The following is an 18,058-nucleotide window of genomic DNA, read 5'->3' as shown; positions in this document are numbered from 1 at the left end:
ATAGCAGTTTTTTTCTTTTGCATATTTTGTACAACAACTGCAAAGCGGCAGTTTATTTTTCTGCTAGACTTATATATGGAAGGAGGACCATTAGTGGATTGGCTTGATCGAATGAATGCAGCAATTGACTATATTGAGGACAACCTGATTGGGGAAATTGATTATAAGCAAGCTGCAAAAGCAGCTTGTTGCCCGAATTATCATTTCCAACGAATGTTTGCGTTCATATCAGAGGTGACGCTTTCTGATTATATCAGAAGAATACGGCTGACACTTGCTGCTTTTGAGCTACAGCAAAGCAACAAAAGTGTGATCGAAATCGCACAAACATATGGTTATAAATCTCATGCTTCATTTACGCGAGCATTTCGTGAACTGCACGGGACTTCACCAACATCAACTCGTAAATCAGGGGTAAAGATGAAGGCTTATCCACGTATTTCTTTCCACATTTCGATTGCGGGGAGGACAGAAATGAACTACAGAATTGAAAAAAATCCTGGGTTTTCAGCTGCAGGCTTCAAAAATTGCGTGAATACTGATCATGCGTTCAATTCCATACCTAAAATCTGGCAAGAAGCAGGAATGAATGGTATTGGAGACAAATTACTTGGTTTAATGGGTGAAAACCCTGAAAAAGTACCTAATGGCATATTGGGCATTTTATCAGGAGGTGACTGGGGTAAAAATGAAACTCTCTTCTATTACTTGGCTGTACCATATGAAAAAGAAACTCCTGCGGATATGGAAAAGCTAACATTCCCTGAAAGCCAATGGGTTGTATTCGAAGCCCAAAATCCTGCCGACCTCGTAAACGCATGGAAGTGTTTGTATACGGATTGGGTTCCTACATCAGATTATGTACTGGCAGACTTGCCAGCAGTTGAATGCTTTTATCCTCCAGGACACTATCCCCAAAATGAATTATGGGTTCCTATTACTGCGAAAGGAAGATGACTATGGCTAATTTGAAAAAAATTGAATTTGTTGATTTTGGTCCATACAAGATGGTTGGAAAAGAAATTAGAACCAAGATTGAAAACTTTAATCCTATTTTTCCATCAAAATATCCAACGATTCCATCGTTGTGGAAACAATGCTTTTCCGACGGCACATTTGATACCCTTGCAAACATGACTGAATATTGTCCTGCCGAAACGCCGAATGGTTATGAAGGGTACGTAAGAGATTTCAACAAAGAGGATGAAACATTTACATACGTTGCAGGCTTTTTAATGAAAGTTAATACACCTGTGCCCGATGGGTATGCAGCATATGACATACCAGCTTGTACCATTGCAAAAACTTGGATTGAGGGCGAAGAGCATGATATCTATCCGAATGCACATCGACTGACAATGGAAGCCATTCATCAAAATGGATATGAAGTGGATTGGCAAAATTACTTTAAATGTGAAGTTTATACGGATCAAAGATTTGGAATGCCCCAGAAACGCGGACAGAAAGTACTGATACTTGATTATTATATACCGATTAAGCAAGTCTAGCTAAACGTTAGTTTAACAAACAGGCTGTAATTGGTACATTTATCACTCATAAAAAGAACTCTCCGCGTCTGGAGAGTTCTTACATTTTTATCCATGCGTTTGCGGGTGGTATCAGCTACGCTGGTATTACCCCAGTATGGTTTATGAAACGAAAAAAGTAGGCGTTCGCACGAAAACAACCGTTGCGATTCTATACATGCGTGACATTGTTGATCCTAAGATTGTTCAAGATGTAAAGAATAAATTAGATGATCTTCACATTGACGGAGCGTTTAGCGCCACTCAGCTAGAAGAATTAATGGAACCGACAAAAGCATTATTTCCTTTGATGGGGTATACAGGCAGACCAGACTTTACCGCTAACTGTATGCTAAATGGCCGTGTAGCGTTGATTGTGGATGGTACACCAGCTGCGTTGATTGCGCCTGCCAATTTATTTTTGCTTGTGAAAGCACCCGAAGATATCCACTTTACTGCTTTGGCAGCTACATTTGGTCAAACGCTTCGTTTACTTGGCTTGTCCATATCGCTACTGCTTCCTGCATTTTTTGTTGCCATTCTTACCTATCATCAAGATCAGCTGCCCTATTATCTACTTGCCACTTTGGGGATTAACCGGTTGGGAATCCCTTTTGATGTGGCAGTTGAAATGTTTATTGTACTTCTCTTCTTAGAAATCCTGCGGGAAGCTGGTATCCGATTGCCTTCTGCGGTCGGCTCCACGGCAACGGTTGTAGGAGGACTTATCCTGGGGGATGCGGCCATTCGTGCTGGATTCTTATCCCCAGGTATCGTTGTCATCGGAGCAATTACACAAATCTTTGGTTCAACTTTATCGAGCCTATCATTGGCTGGAACGATTAGTATCTTACGCTTTTTTCTTTTCATTCTGTCTGCCACGCTTGGCATTTATGGCTTCTTTCTTGGATTATTTATTGTGCTCAGCCATTTAGCCTCATTGCGTTCATGCGGCTTGCCTTACTTGGCCCCAATATCACCTCCATTTAAAGACTTGGCCAACGCTTTGTTTCGATTACCTTGGCCATGGCGAAACACTCGACCGGACATGTGAAGACACGAGATTCTACAAGGCAAGGGGACAGGCATAAATGAGGAGATATAAAAGTATGGTTGCACTTTTCCTTCTTCTCACCCTTACCGGTTGCTGGAGCGAATATGAAGTGCAAAACATGAACTATGCTACGGCTGTTGGAATAGACTATGTCGATGGCCAATACACCTTGTATGTGCAAATGCTCGATTTCTCGACAGTGGCCAAGCTGGAGGGACAGCAAAAAGCGGAGCAGCCCCCGGTTTGGGTGGGCAAAGGCGAAGGTTCCTCGTTTACGGAGGCGGCAAATGATTTGTACAGTACATCACAACAACGCTTAAACTGGGGACAAATCTCTGCCATTTTGTTCAGCGAGAGATTGATGAAGGAAAACAAAGTCGGAGAAGTGCTGGAATTGATCAACCGTTATCGTGAAATAAGGTACTTGGTCTGGCTGTTTAGCACAAGAGAGCCTCCTGAAGAAATCTTGCTGGCAACCCCATTTTTTAGATTATCGCCAAATGCATCCATTCTTCACAATCCCGAGCAAAATTTCAGACAGCGTTCTATCCTTGCTCCGGTCCGCCTGCAACAATTTGTACTGGACTCAAACGAAAAGGCCAGAACCAGTTATATACCGGAATTATCGCTTCGCAAAGGTCAATGGCAGGAAAGTAATAAACCAAAAGAGCTGCTTAGATATTCTGGCATACATGTATATGATCTACACAATTATTATGGACGAATGGATCTTAAGGATTTGCCGGGAATGCCCTGGCTAAGTACTCACACGATCCGAGTACCTCTTGATTTGTTTGCCGAAGAGAAGCTTGCGGCTGTTCTTGTCGCAGAAAAACCCAAATATGAAGTGACTCCTATTGTGAAATTGAACAAGGCGTATTTCGATATTTCAGTAAAAGTGAAGGCAGGGATCAATGAATTGCATACGGACCTTACCGAAAAGGAACTCACACAAATGGCTCAGGAAAAAATAGAGGAGCAAATCCGCAAAACGTATCAAACTGCTTTTAAAGAGGGTATAGATATTTACAATTTGGGCGAATCTTTGTATCGCAAACATCCACATCAATGGAAGAGCATTGCCACAGGAAAACAGCAACTCGTTTTAAACCAAGATTCCCTGCGCCATGTAAAGGTTGAGGTGAATATTGTTTACCCTGGAAGATATAAATTACATGAACATGGTGAATCCACCTCGTGATTCTGGCAAGTGAAATTATTCCTGCAGTAGTTCTTTTTTAACATAAAAACAAAATTCTCCATATGCATTGTACGTGGTGAATTGTATTGCTTTCATGTAGCAGCGCTCCTTGTTGTTGTGGTTCTCATCAAATTAATTCTTTCTTTATGATATAGTTACTTACAAAAGGGATCAAGATCAAGTTACTACAGCTGCTTCAGCTATACAAATAGAGGACAAAGTGTACAGTTGTATACACAATGAGAAGCCTTGCTATTCTGTTTTTTGCGGCATTGAAATCGTTGAAAATGTACACACATAAGGATTGAATACTGAATGACGGAGAATGAGAGCCATTACGATCCTAAGTTTTTGTTTTCACCCTGAGGCCCGCAACCGAATCAATTCTTGAATTAGCATAGAAAAATGCACTATCGCGGTCGCCGACAATGGCTGAATTCTTCCAGACGAAGAAGGATTTAAATAGAACTTAAAATAATGGCTTTGTTAAACTGTGTTGTTGATTTTCATTGAAGTAACGAACAGAAGAGTTCAATGAGAAGGCTTCCATTCGGCAAAAAATAGACATTTGCATTCAAGCCGATTCGGAGCTTATTATTGATAACGAAATAGTAACACTTCCGCAATCGGGCGCTTTTCTTGAATAAGATGCGCCCATTCTTTATATTGATAAATATATCTTTATCAAAAGTTCCCTTATTCCACCTTTTCGAGGGGATGGGCAAAAACATCCGAAATGTATTCCTACCCTAGAGGATATGAATTTTTTTGGTAAGGGGTCGGTTGTGTACATATGTTTACTACTTGATCTTCACTAAGGGACTCGCAGTATATATGGGCAAAATTTGATCTATCAGCATGACTTAGGGATAGATGAAGACAGTGAAGTGTAAGCGAAGATTTTTTTGTGAGCAGGACTAATCATTTATGCATATAGATATCTTACTCCATGCTTGCTTGCATCACTACAACACCTTTCTATCCGTGACTGCAACGGATAAAGCATGAGATCGCAGGGGTTGCCGCTACCTTGATAAAGCGGTACATCAACTTCAGTGAGTTTTTAATTCAAACCTGGTTCACTCTTGCTATGAATACCTCTAGATAGCACGAAAATAAACTGCTTTCAATTTTCTACTACCGACCTATTCCAAGGAATTGCAAGGTGACCACGATAGAAGTCAGAAAGACAGATAGGATTAATTGGATCCATCCTAACCTAAGCGCAACCATTCGTTCTTTTTTCATGTGTTTTCTCCGAAATGTCGGACCTTCTACAGCTAATAAAAATAATCCAGACAGGACGAAAAGAGCCACCAAGGACCACCCTAGATTAAGTATCATCTTCAAAAGATCCTCCCTTATTTAACTTTCATACCTACTCTACGAATGTTCACTTTAACGTTCACATGTATGGACATGCCGGCATACAAGTTCTCCCAATCATTCTTAGCTCGAACATTCTCATTCCAGTAGGATCGTTCATGGGCTCTTACATATTCACCCAAACCAAAAATATCAGACTTAACCTTTTGCGTCTCCTTTATCAGGTCGTTAATAGCCGTAGTTGTTCTCCGTTCTTGTTCTTCCTCAATTTTTTTCAAGTCTAGAGTCGTGTCAATATTTGTATTCGCAGAGAGTTTTTCAACGAGTTCACCATGAATATAAACATCAATATCAGCATGTGGCTTTCCATTCTGTATTCGAACTTTAGTGTAACTCTTTCGTTTTTTGGCTCTAACCATGACATAACCCGTATCTTGGACAGGGAACAGGACTGTATAACCTCCAGGATTTATCCCTTTTGCTGCCATATATACGCCAATTTCAATAGGGCTCGACGTTGTTCCAACCATTTTATTATTTCTGAAAAAAGCAAATCCATTAATCAGGATATTTTCACCTTCTCGTATCGAAATATAGGGCAAAAACGGGTTTTGTCCAAGTTTAGAACCATTATTCCAAAAGTGTGACAAATACATCTCTGGAAATTTCCCCATCTCAACGGATTTTTCCAGCATAGAAAGTACATATAAAGTGGGTACGCGTTCGAGAGGAGGAGCAACTTCCATCAAATCAGAAGCTTTTGTATCGGTAACGAGTAACCAGGTTGAACGGCGGACTTGCGCATTCCTGCGAAAAACATCATTCAGATCATCCAAACCTCTCTCCGCGATATTCTCACTGATCACGATGATCCTGAGGTGTTCTAAAAAGCGAGGATCTGCTATTTCCTGTTGCAAATTATTCATCGCATCTTCGATCGTGTGACCCACAACCTGGACAACCCAAACCGGACTGCTTTTTTTACTATCTGAGCTACCTCCATTGCCAGGACCGAGTGGAACGCGTCCAGGCACCGCGATTTGAGCAGTTAAACGGATCATGTTTTTATTAAGTTGTTTAACATCTCTTTCTTTGTGATTCGCGAGATCTTCCTTTTTGGAGGCTTCCGGGCCAGCCTCATCGATCGCTAATCCTAAGATAAGGGCACGATCGTCGATTTGGGTACTATCCCAACATCCACTCAATAGCACAGAAATAGCTAGGAGCTGCAGATAAACAACGACTTTCATGAATTTATTCTTCAACGGGATTCCCCCTTATTTTTCGTATTACAGCGATAATCCATAGTAGTAATGGATAGCCCAGTGTTAATGAAAGGCCAACTTTACCTACGATTTCACCCATTCGGTATAACTGAAATATATCTTGTGGGATCATGGCAACAAGGTATAGAAAGGGGAGAAGAAAGCTTGAAAGAAAACCATGATCCTTTAAACCAAACGTCTCGCGCGCAGCATAACTTGCCAAATAATATGTAGCATAAATGGTCGTGAACACAGTAATAACCAACACGGCAATAAATATAGCGTCTAAGCGTTCAAAAATTTTACCGGGAAGGGAAGTTAATCTTGCTATTTCCAGTGTTGGCCAAATCAGTTGAATAGTCTCTTGAGGGCCGAAAGCAGCAACAGTTGAGATAACGATGATGAAATACAATAATCCAGCAATAGTCCCTCCAAGCATACTGGATCTCAATGATTTCTCTGGTTTTTTCATAAAGGGAATGATCAACGTGATAATCAAGGAGCTTTGAAACAATGCTGTGATGGACAATCCCCCCCCAATAACGTCCTTGGGATGGTTACCGATGATGGGTTGCAGATTGAGTACCTCAGCATTTTGAAGTGAGATCAATGCAATACCAAGGACAGGTCCGAGGATAAATGGTAAATAAAACATGTGGATGTAAGAAAATCTGATTATGTTTCGTCGCGTCGTTACAGTGGCAAGCAGCAATAATATGATGATGGTGACTTCAATAGGTGTTTTCCGCAATACCGCGGAAACCACAACCTCGCCAAACTGCCTTACGGTCAAGGCTGTAAGGATTACAAAGAAAAGAACCATACATAGGTTAACCGAATATGCAACTGGCTTTCCGAGGATATGCTGACTATACTGAAACAAATTTTCCTTCGGAAAACGCATGCCTAAAACGGTTATCAACCAAATACCCAATAAAGCAATCGCAATTCCAGCCAATGTGATGAGAGGAGCGCCACTATCCGCAGTGGCAGCTGCGATACGAGGGATATCGAGTACACCACCACCAATAATAGAGCTGATGACTACGGCCGATGCTTGAAACCAGGTTATGGATCTTTGTCTGTACATGAATTTATCTCTCTTCTCTTGTTGGTTGTAATACGGAATCTGTGCTGGGCTGATCATTGTCTGAGAGCCTCGTATTATCGAGTGTATGCAGGTGGCTTGGACGGTGAGACATCCACCATAATGGCGCCCTCATAAGAGAATCTTTTAGCCCTTGCTTATTTCCTGGAACAAAAGGGGATAAGTAAGGAACTCCAAACGAATCAATGTTCAATACATGATTGACAATGAATAGCATGCCAATCACCATACCGTAAATGCCAAACATGCCTGCTAAGATAATCATTGGAAATCGCAGCATACGTACTGCGATCGCAGCATTATAGGCTGGAGTTGCGAATGATCCAATGGTGGTTAAAGCAACAACGACGACAGTAATGGGACTAACAAATCCCGCTGAAACAGCCGCATCTCCAATAACAAGAACACCCACAATCGAGAGGGCGCCTCCAATGAGTTGAGGGAGCCTTAATGTGGCTTCACGTAGGACCTCCATCGACACTTCCATAATCAAGATCTCAACGACGGCTGGATAAGGTACACCTGCACGTCCGCTTGCCACAGCGACGGCAAATTCAGTGGGAATCAATTCCGGGTTAAAGGAAATGATCGATACGTACAGCGCTGGAATAAACAGTGAAAATAGTAAGGCAACTAATCGAATCGTACGTATCAAGCTGCCTATAATAAAACGTTCTGTATAGTCATCTAGGGTTTGATAGAACTGATTAAATACCGCAGGAATGATCAAGGCAAAGGGGGACCCATCGACCAGAATAGCTACACGTCCTTCCAAAAGAGAAGCGGCTGTTTTATCCGGTCGCTCCGTATTTTGAACTTGTGGGAATGGGGAGTAGGGATAATCCTCGATGAATTGTTCAATGTAGCCCGCATCCAATATCCCATCCGTATTAATCTTAGATAGCCTTTTATTGGCTTCATCGATCAGTTCTGGATTTGTAATACCGTTTAAGTAACAAACAGCGACCTTTGACTTGGTTTTTTGGCCGATAGGTTTGATGGTAATTCGCAGGTCAGGCGTCTGCAATCTTGCACGAAGGAGGTTTAAGTTTGTTTCTAAAACTTCAATGTATCCCTCTCGAGAGCCACGAATGACCTGCTCCGTTTGAGGTTCCTGGATTCCTCTTTTCTGAATAGTGCGCGTATCTAACAGGATGGCTTCCGAGGAGCCTTCAACCACGAATAGGGTGTTTCCTTGAAAGAGGGATTCAAGAATTAAGCTCACTTCTGATATGTTTTTTCCCTTGCTTACATGTAAATATTCACACCAGATCATATCGATCAATTCCTGACAAGGAACATCCAAGTCTTTATCATGTGAGGGAGTCAGCATTAAAGGCTTCAGTATATCTCTATAAATGGAGGGTTCGTCAACCAGGGATGACAAGTATACAATAGCCCCGCGGTATTTCCCGAAGATAAGAAACTCTCGATTGATAACATCACCATTTTCCCCAATTCGGGCATGGATCTGTCTCAGGTTCTCATCTAACGCTGGACTTAACCGTTCGGAATGATGATTTGATAATTTCCCTTGAATGAATGGTGCCTCTTTTTTTCGAGGCATAGAAAAATGACGTCCTCTTTTAAACATAGCGTGAAACACTCCAAACACTGATTTATTTTTATAGTTCTTACCATGTGTAAAGATGTGGAGATTTATTCATCTACACGGTGTTGAAAACACACTATTAATGGATACCTAAAAAGTAAAAAATCAGACAGCCTTTGACGGTTGTCTGTTAGATATTCATATTAGACCTTTCACCGCAATTCTATAATCTCTTTTTAACCTTACCAAAGATTTTCGTCATCCCTATGTTCTCATTCATGATATAGAGTAACGAGCGGGAAACGAAAACCCAATGTATGAACTAGAAGTAACTCAATACAATAGATGAAAGACTTCTGGATAGAGACTCTCGTGAACCTCTATTTTCGGTAGGGATTTTTGGCTCCGAATGGCAATAAGAACTTCCAAGCACCTTCGAACTGAATCATTATTTACCTGAATCGCCGGCTTCATCTAACCACTTTCTTACATTATATAATCGCATGTTAAATGCTGTTTGAAATAATCCGGAATATCCATACTTTTCAAAGTGGGTCTTCTTTAGTTTTAAATGAGCTTCATCGTATGAGGAACAGCTAAGCTTATCAAAAATGAGACTGTTCATGGCCTTTTTAATGTTATGATCACTTCTCCAATAATTCATAGGGACATTATTAAATTCCCAAGGTTGAAATTGGTTTGGGTATACGGCATTAATGGCCTGATATGGAGAATCACCAAACAAAGAAAGAATACCAGTCAACCTATGTTGTTTAAAGAAGTGACAGTCTATGTGCTGTGGGATTTTGTTGTGTGGAATATTGCACTTATTTTCAATAACATATTTGATCGTTTCCACAGCACGTTCTAATCCTATGTGTCCCCTCCAATAACCATTCGATACCTGTTTAAATTGCCATGAGTGAAATTGCCCGGGATAGGCATGTTGAATTAGTTCCATAAAACTCCATCCATGCATGCTGGCTGGAGGCCGCAGGCGGTGGCTCCACAGGAGTCTAGCATTCACTTTATTAGGAATATCCTTAGTCGGTATGTTCAGATGCTTTTCTAATAAGTATTGAGTTAGACAGATAAGATGTGTCTTTCCTTGCTTCCCATCAAAAAAATAGTTAGGAAAACGTGCTCGCTTTCCTTCTAATACTTCCCGATATATCGTGATTATTTCTGACGACTCCATAATCCATTCCTCCTAGGGTGCTTTTTTGAACTAACTAAAGCCTAATTTCCCACTTACAACACCGAGAAATTGGGCTTTATATAATGGGATTTCCTTAGCTTTGCAGTCTAAGCGGAGTTCTGGTGCCATATTAATGATGCAGGTTATTTTGGTTTTACCTCGACGTTAGCAAGGCGATTTGTAACATATATCTGTACTAAATTGATAATTATCAGGACAAGCAGGGGAATATACCCAGTCTTTAGAAAAAATAACTCCGAAAGTAAAAAATCCAACCAAATGTTTCATGAATTTTAAATATATTCAGCAGTGTGAACAGCCTCCTTTGTTAAATACTTTTCCACCATATGACTCATTTATTCACACTTAAATTGTTTTTGGGGTCGTTATTTTTACCAAAATGAAATCATTTGTTTCTCTTTGTCCATTTAATAATTCAATAAAAAGAATCATTTGCTTTTAAATTCTGTAGGGTTCAGATTTAGCTTGCTTTTTGGGATGTTTCCACAAGAATGTGACATAGCAGAGCTTTATATTTCGAGAGGTTTTGACACGCTCGTTTAGATAATGTCAGCTAGGCAGGAACTATCCTAATAAATGTGTCATAAAGTATGCTTGGACAACGAAACCCTGTTCGACAGCCGGAAATTCAAAACGATGCGCTACATTCTATCCTGACTGTCATTATAATAAGAACCTATAAAAAAGGTCAGCCAGTAATATAAAATGTACCCCGTAGAGTAGACACCAAAGGTCTACTCTACGGGGTACTTTTCTATATACTTAAGGAAATAAAATTCGGGGAGAAAACCATGAGTATTAAGTTAATTTAGTCAACGTGATGTGAACAAGATAAAATCCAATCCGTATGTGAAAAGCGTAAGTCAAAAGAGTATTACGTACACAGATGAATTCAAACGCTTATTTATTGCAGAATATGAGTCAGGTCGACTACCCAGAGAAATCTTTGAGTCCTGCGGCTTTGACATTGAAATCCTCGGAATGGTTCGTGTAAATAAGGCTGCAAAACGTTGGAAGAGTGCATACACGACCAGTGGGTTAGATGGACTTACAGATACACGTAAGGGAAACTCAGGTAGACCTTTGGGTCGTGAGCTATCGATGGAGGAGAAGTATGAACGTTTGTTAGCTCAAAACAAACTATTACAAGCAGAAAACGAACTGTTATAAAAGCTCGAAATGGAAGAAAGGAGACTGATGAACAAGAAATTCAAATAGCTAATACAACAAAATTCACATTAATTCATTCCGTTATCCAAAAGTTTCACCTTATTCGTATGGTCAAGTACCTATGTCAGATCGCTGGTGTATCCAGATCAGGCTACTATAATCATTTTTCAATGCAGGCACAGCTATGTCGCAATCAGAGGGATCTACAGGATGAAAAGGCTAAGGAATGGGTCCTCAAAGCCTTTCGTTACCGCAATCGCAAAAAAGGAGCACGTCAGATTAAGATGACGTTAGCCCTTCAATTTGGTGTGAACTTTAACTTAAAACGGATCCGTAGAATAATGAAAAAATATAACATTGTTTGCCCCATCCGAAAAGCAAATCCTTATCGTCAAATGGCTAAGGCTACGCAGGAACATCGTGTATTAAAAAATGAATTAAACCGTAAATTCAAACAAGAAACTCCTGGGAAAGTACTACTTACTGATATTACCTATTTATTTTATGGACAAGGGAAGAAAGCATATCTCTCTACGATTCAAGATGCATCTACCAATGAAATTTTGGCTTATCAGGTGTCGGATAAGATTACGCTTGATATTGCACTAGAAACGGTTAAAAAGCTAAAAAATAACCGGTCAATAACACTTACATCAGATGCACTGATTCATTCTGATCAAGGATTCCACTACACAAATCCAATTATTAATTTTTTACATATTATAGTGGACAAAATAATAATAAACAAACCAACTTATATATTATAATAATTCGAGTGTAATCTATTGACTAGAGAATGAAAACAATACTTTGCGGTCTAGAGCAGCTACCCTGTCACTAAGCCTAAAAGTTTGTCTCTCAAGAAATTATATCGAAATATCTTGAACTTTCCCTAGAGGTAATTCAAGGGTTATGGTTTTAGCAACCGCTCTGTGTGTTAGCTATCGTTTCCGGAAGACGGCCGATTCATCTTGGTGGGTGTACCGGATTTCTGAATATAAAAAAGTCGGACTATGTGGGGTAAAGCGGTCATTTAGATAGCCGGTACGCAACGTAGCCAACCATAATTAAAATACCAAATTATATAGAAATATAGATTTATTAGGTAAATTCATCTATAATTCTAATAAAATTTGGTGTTAACTAGAAACGACATATTTCACAACGTCCAGTAAGCAAAATGAATTGAAGTCCTAAAAAGCTTGGATGATAACATAATGGGTTGCAAAGTTTTTGCTTGAAGGAGGAAGCTATATGAAAAGTACAGGAATTGTCCGGCAGGTGGATGAGCTTGGCCGGATTGTGATCCCCATCGAATTACGACGGGTTTTGGGGATGGATGTGGGAGAGCCGGTTGAGATTTTTATCGATGATCAGGCGAATCGATTGATGTTTCGTAAATATCAATCGGGATGTTTGTTTTGTGATTCGATGGAGTCGATAAGTTACTTCAAGGGGCGGCAAGTTTGTGGATCTTGTTTACGAGATATGGTGTCTCAACCTGACTTAGACTCAATGGCCATCCTTGAAAGCGCCGCCGCTTTGGAAAGCGATGATCAACCGGAACAGGGGAGTAGTATTGGAGGAAAAAAAGGGGACAATGCCTTGAGGCGGCTCGCCGAGGTGATGGAGACCTATCCCAACGCTACGCAAGGCGAATGGGCAAGAAAGCTTGGTTTTTCCCAAGGTTACGTGAGTCAGTTAATTCGGAAGTTAGATAAAAAAGCCTAACTCAGCAGAGTTAGGCTTTTTCTTTATTTTTAAAACAGTAAATTCTCGAAAAAATTCTGTTGCGGGCGCCCCCGGGTAGTTTTGTATTTCACGCTGCACCTTTGTAAGCATTTCCAGATTTTCAATCGCTTCTATTCTTTTAGCATTATAAAGCGATATCTTGGGATTGCTAGCATGAGTCCTAAATTTCACCCCTTATTTCTCCACTAATAACACCTTGTATCCTATCGATAATTCAGCATATCGGATAAATTTCTTCAACTCTTCCTAACCTTTAGTCTGGTTTAGGTGTTTATATATATAACCAACGGAATACTTAGGTTTTAAGTATTTTGTAGGTAACCACCCCTATTTTTAGGAATTTAATAACTATTTTTATATTAAATGGTGTTTATGGTAATAATTTGTGATGTAATGGTTTACAAGTTTATGAAGTTAATATAAGAATACGAGGTGGTAAAATGAAAAAAGCACTGTCGAAAGTCTTATTGCTTGCTTCATCTATTTCTCTATCCAGTATGTTATTTTTAGGTACTGCAGCTGATGCACTTTTCAGGGAGGAGTTCCCAACACTTCGTTCCGGTTCTTCTGGAGGGTATGTTAGAGCACTTCAAGCTAACTTGTGGTCATCTGGATATCAATCAACAGTAGGAACGATAGATGGCAGTTATGGTTCTGGCACTACAAATGCGGTGAAAGCTTTCCAATCAAGAGAAGGATTGACATCAGACGGGGTTGCTGGCTCAAGTACATGGTCAAGGATGGATACTTATGTGATGCCTACTGGGGGGTATGGAGAATACCGTTACCTTCATCCTGGTAGCACAACCTACCAAACTATATATTCATACTATGCGACTAACGTCGATGTAACTATGAATTATTATCTTCAGTACAGATCAAATGGAAATGTGGTAAGTTCTGGTTTGGTTTTCCAGAGATGGCTCTAATGTTATCTCGAATATACTCAATAAAATCAATAGGAGGATGAATACATGAAAAAGTCTATTCTAATTTCTTTAGGAATAGTGGCTGCTTTGGGAGCAAGCACTTCAATTTATGCTTATACCGCTGAACAACCGCTTGTAACAAATGTAAATGAAAGCAGCATATCTGAGTCTACACCGTCTGATTTGGAAGGTGTTGTTAATGAAAGCGATTTTACTGATAATCAACGTCCTGAACCGGTTACTGTAAATATTGATATTGAAAATGCTTCGACTGATAATATCCATATTCCGTTAGACTTGGCAGATCGAACAATGTCTCAAGCGAATATAAGTACTGCGTCTAACAATTCTATTGAGAAATTGGTATTGGCAAATGAAACTGATTGGGGAACAAATGTAGAAAAACAAGTAATCTATGCTCTTAAGAGCGGATCAGAAGTAACGTTTTTCCAAGTAGACCGTGACCCAAGGGTGTCTATTGACTATTTTAAAAATTTGAGCATATATGACTCTAGTGAAGTGTCCGTGATTGATATCAATGGATTCCAAGCAGTGACTACAGATGAAGGCCCAAGGAAAACGGTCCACATTGTTACAAATGATCATGTATTTACCGTGGGTACAGTTTATGAAGATGTGACTCTTGATTACCTGATTGAACTAGCGAAAGAAATTAAAGAGTAATCCAAAAGGCACACTCAAAGAAAGGAGCAACTAGGCATTTTGCGGAAGCTTTATCGATGGATTTGACGGAAGTTAAACAAGCGAAAACCCACCGCGTATGAACTGCACCCCAATTGTTAGACACATCTAACATTGGAGGTACAGTTCAATCCCGGTGGGTTTTTATTGTTACTCCTGAATTTGTTGGAGTACATTCATTACATCATCAAGGTCTCCAGTGGAGGTGGAGACATTAAACAGATGATCATTCAAGAATAAATGTGCGGCTTTTCTATGTTCGCCATCTACATAAACAACGGTATGGCCGTTGATTTCGGTAACTTCTGTCGGTTCTTTATAGAAGCCCTTTATAGTCTCGATGGTACTTCCCTCGACAGGTACCTGATTTACAATAATCTCAGCACCATTTTGCGATTGGTATCTTGCTATGAAATGAAACTCACCAGGAGCAACTTCATTAGCAGTGATAGGAGTGAGTTGTTTCAAATTAGGAACATCACTGCTTTGTGCAGCACTTATTCCTGCAGGAGCTGTGTCCTTGATTGATTCAGGAATACGCACTTCAACACCCTCTGGAAGCTGAGACAGATCAACTCTCTTGTCTTGAACTCCCGGATCAGGCGGGACTACTGTTTCTTGAGTGTTTGAGGCGGTAATTCCTTCACTTTGTTGTACTGTATTTTCTTCTGTAACCACTTCTGGAATCGTAGTATCCCCTTCGGCAGCATAGGACTGATACGCATATCCAGCACCTGTTAGAAGTAAAGCCCCTGTCGCACATGTAACAAGTATTTTTTTTATCTTCATTGTATAATGTACCTCCTTGTTAATTAATTGACATATCCGAATTTAACTCTCGCGTTATTAGACTTATACAGTACTTCGTATGATACTCTAGTTCCGTTTGCATCGTAGAAGGTCCAATAAGTCGAGCTTTGGGGGCTATCTAGGTACCAATGTTTATCGGTTGAATAGAATGAGTAGTAATCGAACCTATTCCATGTAGATGAACCAGCTACACCGTCAGCGGTAACACCCGCATATCTTTGAAAGTTCATAACCCCTGTTTTTGTTCCGGATCCAAAACTACCATCAATCGCTGTATATGGTTGTTGTCCGAACGCCCACAAGTTAGCCTGTAAACCTGAAACATAACCACCAGTTGAACCTTCTCTCAAAGTCGGCCACCAACTGAAGCCTGCTTGAGCAGCACTTGCTATACCACTAAACAAAAGTGAACCCATGAGCGAAACTGTTACTAGAGAAACCAACTTCTTCTTCTTCAACGAATACGGATTGGAGTATGGAGATATTATCGTAACTGGAAAAATGCAATTAGCTATGCCTCTTGTACGTTATAGAATTGGTGATGTAGGTCGCTTTTTAAAGGAAGAATGTTCTTGTGGCTCAAACGAACCTATCCTTGAAATTTTAGGTAGAACGGGTGAATCTGTAATCACACCTAAAGGCCCTGTAAATAGATCAGTTCTCTCACAAATTTGGCTTCTATTAAATCCTATAGCTGATATTATACAAATACAAGTTGAACAAAAAAACTACGAACTGTTCCATATAAAATATACCGGAAAAGGTATTATTGATAAAAATGTTAAGACAGAAATAGAAAAGGCATTAAAGAGGTTTTTGAAATGCGATATATTTGTGACAACAGAAAAAGTTGACATAATAATTCCAGATTCAAGTACAGGAAAGGTTAGATCCTTTATTCCATTGTCATAGTTTTTGAATCCAGCATATTTTATTATTTTTCATTGGAGATCATATTATGTATATGAGCACTAATACTATACAAAGTGTATTTACTGAAACAGCACGAAAATACCCAGATAATATCGCAGTAATATGGAACAACGAAAGTATCACATATGATTCATTGTTGGAAGAGGCTCTAAAGCTTTCAAATAAACTTGGAAACCCAACCAATATTTCTGTATGTCTTCATAACCCTATTTTTTACTATATTTCATATTTAGCGATCCTTTTTTCCGGAAGCGTTGTTGTTCCAGTATCAATAAAAAGCACAGTACAGGAACTTAAAAATCATATTCGAGAAACGAATTCAACTATTCTTATAACAGATAGAGAGGATGTTTTATTAGACCGCGAAGAATTCAATATAAAAATTCTAAACTATAGCGAAAAAGAAACCTTTATCAATAATGACAGGGATATAAGGTATTTAAAAGATGGAACAGCAGTTTTGATACCGACTTCAGGGACGTCAGGCAAATCCTCTAAGATTGTCCAATTATCTCATTCTGGCTTGTTATGGGTCGCAAAAAGGCATAATAACAGAGTTTTTAAAAATAGTATTCATAAGACACTAATTATCCTTCCACTAACATCAAGTTTCGTGAACACAACACAACTACTGGCACAATTAATTTTAGGTGGTACTTCAGTAGTTTATTCTAAACCCTTTTTTCCACGAGATATTTACAAATTAATAAAGGAGCATGGAATTTATTCACTGGGTTGTGTGCCTACACATTTGCATTTAATGAATCGTTACCCTCCAAAAGACCCAGACTTACTATCATCTTTAAAATTTATAATTAGCGCCGGTGATTATACTCCGGCGCAAGAACTAATTGAAGCTAGAAAGAAATTACCAAATACAAAAATAATAAAAGCCTATGGACTTACAGAGGCAGGGCCTAGAGTTTCTTGTACTGACCCCGATAGTGATATATATCCTAGCACTGATGATAAAACTGTCGGTAGACCTTTTGAGGGCATCCAACTTCGAATAATCACTGAGAATAATGAACTATGTAAAACAAATCAGATCGGCGAAATTCTAATTAATAGTCCTGGCAATATGATTGGTTATTATAATAATCCAGTAGCTTCGAGAGAAGTACTAAATAATAATTGGCTAAGAACAGGGGATTTAGGATACCTGAACGAAAAAGGGGAACTATGTATTATTGGAAGAAAAAAGAATGTCATTCTGGTTGGAGGAAATACAATATACCCTGAGGAGATCGAAGAATTTTTAGTTAAGCAAAAGGATATATTAGATGCTGCGGTTTATGGTAAAAAGGATCCTATTCTTGGTGAATTAATAATAGCTTTATTAGTAACAAATAATGCTGATGACAACTCTATTACTGAACTAAAGAAGATATGCCAACAAAATTTAAGCCCTTATAAGATTCCTCATTATTTTTATAATGTGAATAAAATACCTAGGAATGAGAATGGGAAAATTATACGCCAAAAATTATCGTATATTGAGTAAAAGGAGA

The 18,058-nt window shown here is 39.4% G+C and carries 16 protein-coding genes and 1 pseudogene; 10 read left to right on the top strand and 7 right to left on the bottom strand.

The annotated features are described in order from the left end of the window. Positions 1-93: 93 nt before the first annotated feature. From MKX98_RS30315 to MKX98_RS30300, 4 genes are all read left to right on the top strand, one after another. Positions 94-957 carry a helix-turn-helix domain-containing protein gene (locus MKX98_RS30315; protein ID WP_339220099.1) on the top strand — a complete coding sequence of 288 codons (864 nt, stop codon included), beginning with the start codon at positions 94-96 and terminating at the stop codon, positions 955-957. Positions 958-959: 2 nt separating this feature from the next. Then, on the top strand, positions 960-1,508 hold the full coding sequence (locus MKX98_RS30310) for a GyrI-like domain-containing protein (RefSeq protein ID WP_071220731.1): 549 nt from the start codon (positions 960-962) through the stop codon (positions 1,506-1,508). Between the two features lie 136 nt (positions 1,509-1,644). Then, on the top strand, positions 1,645-2,580 hold the full coding sequence (locus MKX98_RS30305; RefSeq protein ID WP_339220097.1) for a spore germination protein: 936 nt from the start codon (positions 1,645-1,647) through the stop codon (positions 2,578-2,580). A 55-nt stretch (positions 2,581-2,635) separates the two neighbouring features. Then, entirely contained in the window at positions 2,636-3,781 is a 1,146-nt protein-coding gene (locus MKX98_RS30300) for a Ger(x)C family spore germination protein (RefSeq protein ID WP_339220095.1), read from the top strand. A 1,361-nt stretch (positions 3,782-5,142) separates the two neighbouring features. On the opposite strand, the gene MKX98_RS30295 is transcribed toward MKX98_RS30300, so the two are convergent. From MKX98_RS30295 to MKX98_RS30280, 4 genes are all read right to left on the bottom strand, one after another. Next, complete coding sequence (locus MKX98_RS30295; protein ID WP_339220093.1) at positions 5,143-6,372, bottom strand: Ger(x)C family spore germination protein; 1,230 nt, start codon at positions 6,370-6,372, stop codon at positions 5,143-5,145. After that, positions 6,362-7,462 (bottom strand): endospore germination permease, encoded by a 1,101-nt coding sequence (locus MKX98_RS30290; protein WP_063477452.1) that lies wholly within the window; start codon positions 7,460-7,462, stop codon positions 6,362-6,364. The genes MKX98_RS30295 and MKX98_RS30290 overlap by 11 nt, the downstream gene beginning before the upstream one ends. Positions 7,463-7,466: 4 nt before the next feature. Then, positions 7,467-9,074: a spore germination protein gene (locus tag MKX98_RS30285; RefSeq protein WP_082834227.1), complete on the bottom strand. Its 1,608-nt coding sequence runs from the start codon at positions 9,072-9,074 to the stop codon at positions 7,467-7,469. 406 nt (positions 9,075-9,480) lie between these two features. Further along, positions 9,481-10,230, bottom strand: coding sequence for a DUF4046 domain-containing protein (locus tag MKX98_RS30280; RefSeq protein WP_063477451.1), 750 nt, complete (start codon positions 10,228-10,230; stop codon positions 9,481-9,483). Positions 10,231-11,073: 843 nt separating this feature from the next. On the opposite strand from MKX98_RS30280, the pseudogene MKX98_RS30275 reads away from it, so the two are divergent. Beyond that, positions 11,074-12,122, top strand: a pseudogene (locus tag MKX98_RS30275) (IS3 family transposase); the annotation flags it as partial. A 553-nt stretch (positions 12,123-12,675) separates the two neighbouring features. Next, on the top strand, positions 12,676-13,152 hold the full coding sequence (locus MKX98_RS30270; protein ID WP_063477449.1) for an AbrB/MazE/SpoVT family DNA-binding domain-containing protein: 477 nt from the start codon (positions 12,676-12,678) through the stop codon (positions 13,150-13,152). On the opposite strand, the gene MKX98_RS30265 is transcribed toward MKX98_RS30270, so the two are convergent. Further along, positions 13,135-13,344 (bottom strand): hypothetical protein, encoded by a 210-nt coding sequence (locus MKX98_RS30265; protein ID WP_063477448.1) that lies wholly within the window; start codon positions 13,342-13,344, stop codon positions 13,135-13,137. The two genes, MKX98_RS30270 and MKX98_RS30265, sit on opposite strands and share 18 nt — an antisense overlap. 269 nt (positions 13,345-13,613) lie before the next feature. On the opposite strand from MKX98_RS30265, the gene MKX98_RS30260 reads away from it, so the two are divergent. Further along, on the top strand, positions 13,614-14,102 hold the full coding sequence (locus MKX98_RS30260) for a peptidoglycan-binding domain-containing protein (protein WP_074961862.1): 489 nt from the start codon (positions 13,614-13,616) through the stop codon (positions 14,100-14,102). A 45-nt stretch (positions 14,103-14,147) separates the two neighbouring features. Further along, the gene (locus MKX98_RS30255; RefSeq protein WP_339220089.1) at positions 14,148-14,786 is read left to right on the top strand and encodes a hypothetical protein; all 639 of its coding nucleotides are present in this window, start codon (positions 14,148-14,150) and stop codon (positions 14,784-14,786) included. Between the two features lie 168 nt (positions 14,787-14,954). Here the strand turns inward: MKX98_RS30255 and MKX98_RS30250 are convergent, their stop codons facing one another. Both MKX98_RS30250 and MKX98_RS30245 read right to left on the bottom strand, forming a co-directional pair. After that, positions 14,955-15,593 (bottom strand): hypothetical protein, encoded by a 639-nt coding sequence (locus tag MKX98_RS30250; RefSeq protein WP_063477446.1) that lies wholly within the window; start codon positions 15,591-15,593, stop codon positions 14,955-14,957. 23 nt (positions 15,594-15,616) lie between these two features. After that, positions 15,617-16,030, bottom strand: coding sequence for a peptidoglycan-binding domain-containing protein (locus MKX98_RS30245; RefSeq protein ID WP_063477445.1), 414 nt, complete (start codon positions 16,028-16,030; stop codon positions 15,617-15,619). Here MKX98_RS30245 and MKX98_RS30240 point away from each other — a divergent pair. Next, complete coding sequence (locus MKX98_RS30240) at positions 16,029-16,526, top strand: hypothetical protein (RefSeq protein WP_063477444.1); 498 nt, start codon at positions 16,029-16,031, stop codon at positions 16,524-16,526. The two genes, MKX98_RS30245 and MKX98_RS30240, sit on opposite strands and share 2 nt — an antisense overlap. Positions 16,527-16,572: 46 nt before the next feature. Continuing rightward, a complete protein-coding gene (locus MKX98_RS30235) occupies positions 16,573-18,051 on the top strand; it encodes a class I adenylate-forming enzyme family protein (protein ID WP_339220087.1) in 1,479 nt (492 codons plus the stop codon). Positions 18,052-18,058 lie beyond the last annotated feature (7 nt).

The organism is Paenibacillus sp. FSL W7-1332, assembly GCF_037969785.1.
Lineage (GTDB): Bacteria > Bacillota > Bacilli > Paenibacillales > Paenibacillaceae > Paenibacillus_AQ.
The sequence above is the reverse complement of the archived record's forward strand: the minus strand, read 5'-3'. Positions and strand labels throughout refer to the sequence as shown.